The organism is Streptomyces sp. NRRL S-920, assembly GCF_000717945.1.
GTDB lineage: Bacteria > Actinomycetota > Actinomycetes > Streptomycetales > Streptomycetaceae > Streptomyces > Streptomyces alboniger.
This window is the reverse complement of the sequence record NZ_JODF01000115.1, coordinates 1-5,054: the sequence shown is the minus strand read 5'-3', so window position 1 is coordinate 5,054 and position 5,054 is coordinate 1. Positions and strand designations below refer to the sequence as shown.

Below are 5,054 nucleotides of genomic sequence, written 5' to 3'. Positions count from 1 at the left end.
CGGGATTATTCCTCCCGACCGTTCCGCTCTCGTGGTGTCATCCCGATTACGGGAGAACATTCACGGAGAGTTTGATCCTGGCTCAGGACGAACGCTGGCGGCGTGCTTAACACATGCAAGTCGAACGATGAACCACTTCGGTGGGGATTAGTGGCGAACGGGTGAGTAACACGTGGGCAATCTGCCCTTCACTCTGGGACAAGCCCTGGAAACGGGGTCTAATACCGGATAACACCTCCACTCTCCTGGGTGGAGGTTAAAAGCTCCGGCGGTGAAGGATGAGCCCGCGGCCTATCAGCTTGTTGGTGAGGTAATGGCTCACCAAGGCGACGACGGGTAGCCGGCCTGAGAGGGCGACCGGCCACACTGGGACTGAGACACGGCCCAGACTCCTACGGGAGGCAGCAGTGGGGAATATTGCACAATGGGCGAAAGCCTGATGCAGCGACGCCGCGTGAGGGATGACGGCCTTCGGGTTGTAAACCTCTTTCAGTAGGGAAGAAGCGAAAGTGACGGTACCTACAGAAGAAGCGCCGGCTAACTACGTGCCAGCAGCCGCGGTAATACGTAGGGCGCAAGCGTTGTCCGGAATTATTGGGCGTAAAGAGCTCGTAGGCGGCTTGTCACGTCGGGTGTGAAAGCCCGGGGCTTAACCCCGGGTCTGCATTCGATACGGGCTAGCTAGAGTGTGGTAGGGGAGATCGGAATTCCTGGTGTAGCGGTGAAATGCGCAGATATCAGGAGGAACACCGGTGGCGAAGGCGGATCTCTGGGCCATTACTGACGCTGAGGAGCGAAAGCGTGGGGAGCGAACAGGATTAGATACCCTGGTAGTCCACGCCGTAAACGGTGGGAACTAGGTGTTGGCGACATTCCACGTCGTCGGTGCCGCAGCTAACGCATTAAGTTCCCCGCCTGGGGAGTACGGCCGCAAGGCTAAAACTCAAAGGAATTGACGGGGGCCCGCACAAGCAGCGGAGCATGTGGCTTAATTCGACGCAACGCGAAGAACCTTACCAAGGCTTGACATACACCGGAAAGCATCAGAGATGGTGCCCCCCTTGTGGTCGGTGTACAGGTGGTGCATGGCTGTCGTCAGCTCGTGTCGTGAGATGTTGGGTTAAGTCCCGCAACGAGCGCAACCCTTGTTCTGTGTTGCCAGCATGCCCTTCGGGGTGATGGGGACTCACAGAAGACCGCCGGGGTCAACTCGGAGGAAGGTGGGGACGACGTCAAGTCATCATGCCCCTTATGTCTTGGGCTGCACACGTGCTACAATGGCAGGTACAATGAGCTGCGATACCGTGAGGTGGAGCGAATCTCAAAAAGCCTGTCTCAGTTCGGATTGGGGTCTGCAACTCGACCCCATGAAGTCGGAGTTGCTAGTAATCGCAGATCAGCATTGCTGCGGTGAATACGTTCCCGGGCCTTGTACACACCGCCCGTCACGTCACGAAAGTCGGTAACACCCGAAGCCGGTGGCCCAACCCCTTGTGGGAGGGAGCTGTCGAAGGTGGGACTGGCGATTGGGACGAAGTCGTAACAAGGTAGCCGTACCGGAAGGTGCGGCTGGATCACCTCCTTTCTAAGGAGCACTTCTTACCAACTCCGGTTGGTCAGAGGCCAGTCCATCAGCGAACGTCTGATGCTGGTTGCTCATGGGTGGAACGTTGACTACTCGGCACACTTGATCGTCTTCTCCTTCCAGTACTGCTCTTCGGAGCGTGGAACGTTGAGGGAAGCGGTAAGGGTGTCGGGCACGCTGTTGGGTATCTGAGGGTACGGCCGGTTTCGGCTGCCTTCAGTGCCGACCCCAGTACACTCACTGGTTTTGCTGGTGGGGTGATGGGTGGTTGGTCGTTGTTTGAGAACTGCACAGTGGACGCGAGCATCTGTGGCCAAGTTTTTAAGGGCGCACGGTGGATGCCTTGGCACCAGGAACCGATGAAGGACGTGGGAGGCCACGATAGTCCCCGGGGAGTCGTCAACCAGGCTTTGATCCGGGGGTTTCCGAATGGGGAAACCCGGCAGTCGTCATGGGCTGTCACCCGCTGCTGAACACATAGGCAGTGTGGAGGGAACGCGGGGAAGTGAAACATCTCAGTACCCGCAGGAAGAGAAAACAACCGTGATTCCGGGAGTAGTGGCGAGCGAAACCGGATGAGGCCAAACCGTATACGTGTGAGACCCGGCAGGGGTTGCGTATGCGGGGTTGTGGGATCTCTCTTTCACAGTCTGCCGGCTGTGAGACGAGTCAGAAACCGTTGATGTAGGCGAAGGACATGCGAAAGGTCCGGCGTAGAGGGTAAGACCCCCGTAGTCGAAACATCAGCGGCTCGTTTGAGAGACACCCAAGTAGCACGGGGCCCGAGAAATCCCGTGTGAATCTGGCGGGACCACCCGTTAAGCCTAAATATTCCCTGGTGACCGATAGCGGATAGTACCGTGAGGGAATGGTGAAAAGTACCGCGGGAGCGGAGTGAAATAGTACCTGAAACCGTGTGCCTACAAGCCGTGGGAGCGTCGGACATCAAGCTTGCTTGGTGTCTCGTGACTGCGTGCCTTTTGAAGAATGAGCCTGCGAGTTTGCGGTGTGTTGCGAGGTTAACCCGTGTGGGGAAGCCGTAGCGAAAGCGAGTCCGAATAGGGCGATTTAGTAGCGCGCTCAAGACCCGAAGCGGAGTGATCTAGCCATGGGCAGGTTGAAGCGGCTGTAAGAGGTCGTGGAGGACCGAACCCACCAGGGTTGAAAACCTGGGGGATGACCTGTGGTTAGGGGTGAAAGGCCAATCAAACTCCGTGATAGCTGGTTCTCCCCGAAATGCATTTAGGTGCAGCGTCGTGTGTTTCTTGCCGGAGGTAGAGCACTGGATAGGCGATGGGCCCTACCGGGTTACTGACCTTAGCCAAACTCCGAATGCCGGTAAGTGAGAGCACGGCAGTGAGACTGTGGGGGATAAGCTCCATGGTCGAGAGGGAAACAGCCCAGAGCATCGACTAAGGCCCCTAAGCGTACGCTAAGTGGGAAAGGATGTGGAGTCGCACAGACAACCAGGAGGTTGGCTTAGAAGCAGCCACCCTTGAAAGAGTGCGTAATAGCTCACTGGTCTAGTGATTCCGCGCCGACAATGTAGCGGGGCTCAAGCGTACCGCCGAAGTCGTGTCATTCCAGCATAGAGGGCCAACGCCTGCTGGGATGGGTAGGGGAGCGTCGTGTGCCGGGTGAAGCTGCGCCGGAAGGCAGTGGTGGACGGTTCACGAGTGAGAATGCAGGCATGAGTAGCGATACATACGTGAGAAACGTGTGCGCCGATTGACTAAGGGTTCCTGGGTCAAGCTGATCTGCCCAGGGTAAGTCGGGACCTAAGGCGAGGCCGACAGGCGTAGTCGATGGATAACCGGTTGATATTCCGGTACCCGCTGTGAAGCGTCAAACATCGAGCCCATTAATGCTAAGGCCGTGAAGCCGTCCTGGAGCCTTCGGGCAAAGGGAAGTGGTGGAGCCGCTGACCCAAGGTGGTAGTAGGTGAGTGATGGGGTGACGCAGGAAGGTAGTCCAGCCCGGGCGGTGGTTGTCCCGGGGTAAGGGTGTAGGCCGTGTGATAGGTAAATCCGTTGCACATTAAGGCTGAGACCTGATGCCGAGCCGATTGTGGTGAAGTGGATGATCCTATGCTGTCGAGAAAAGCCTCTAGCGAGTTTCATGGCGGCCCGTACCCTAAACCGACTCAGGTGGTCAGGTAGAGAATACCGAGGCGTTCGGGTGAACTATGGTTAAGGAACTCGGCAAAATGCCCCCGTAACTTCGGGAGAAGGGGGGCCATCACCGGTGATGAGTCTTGCACTCTGAGCTGGGGGTGGCCGCAGAGACCAGCGAGAAGCGACTGTTTACTAAAAACACAGGTCCGTGCGAAGCCGTAAGGCGATGTATACGGACTGACGCCTGCCCGGTGCTGGAACGTTAAGGGGACCGGTTAGTGCACTTTCGGGTGTGCGAAGCTGAGAACTTAAGCGCCAGTAAACGGCGGTGGTAACTATAACCATCCTAAGGTAGCGAAATTCCTTGTCGGGTAAGTTCCGACCTGCACGAATGGCGTAACGACTTCTCGACTGTCTCAACCATAGGCCCGGTGAAATTGCACTACGAGTAAAGATGCTCGTTTCGCGCAGAAGGACGGAAAGACCCCGGGACCTTTACTACAGTTTGATATTGGTGTTCGGTTCGGCTTGTGTAGGATAGGTGGGAGACTTTGAAGCGGGCACGCCAGTGTTCGTGGAGTCGCCGTTGAAATACCACTCTGGTCGTGCTGGATGTCTAACCTCGGTCCGTGATCCGGATCAGGGACAGTGTCTGATGGGTAGTTTAACTGGGGCGGTTGCCTCCCAAAGAGTAACGGAGGCGCCCAAAGGTTCCCTCAGCCTGGTTGGTAATCAGGTGTTGAGTGTAAGTGCACAAGGGAGCTTGACTGTGAGACCGACGGGTCGAGCAGGGACGAAAGTCGGGACTAGTGATCCGGCGGTGGCTTGTGGAAGCGCCGTCGCTCAACGGATAAAAGGTACCCCGGGGATAACAGGCTGATCTTCCCCAAGAGTCCATATCGACGGGATGGTTTGGCACCTCGATGTCGGCTCGTCGCATCCTGGGGCTGGAGTCGGTCCCAAGGGTTGGGCTGTTCGCCCATTAAAGCGGTACGCGAGCTGGGTTTAGAACGTCGTGAGACAGTTCGGTCCCTATCCTCTGTGCGCGTAGGAATATTGAGAAGGGCTGTCCCTAGTACGAGAGGACCGGGACGGACGAACCTCTGGTGTGCCAGTTGTCCTGCCAAGGGCATGGCTGGTTGGCTACGTTCGGAAAGGATAACCGCTGAAAGCATCTAAGCGGGAAGCCTGCTTCGAGATGAGTATTCCCACCCCCTTTGAGGGGTTAAGGCTCCCAGTAGACGACTGGGTTGATAGGCCAGATCTGGAAGCCCGGTAACGGGTGGAGGTGACTGGTACTAATAGGCCGAGGGCTTGTCCTCAGTTGCTCGCGTCCACTGTGTTGGTTCTGAAAC

The 5,054-nt window shown here is 57.0% G+C and carries 2 rRNA genes; both read left to right on the top strand.

The annotated features are described in order from the left end of the window. The first annotated feature begins 59 nt into the window (after positions 1-59). Positions 60-1,585: ribosomal RNA gene (locus tag IG54_RS38845) — 16S ribosomal RNA — on the top strand. A 311-nt stretch (positions 1,586-1,896) separates the two neighbouring features. Next, positions 1,897-5,021 (top strand): 23S ribosomal RNA (locus IG54_RS0136850). Together the 16S and 23S rRNA genes form the textbook arrangement of a ribosomal RNA operon. Positions 5,022-5,054 lie beyond the last annotated feature (33 nt).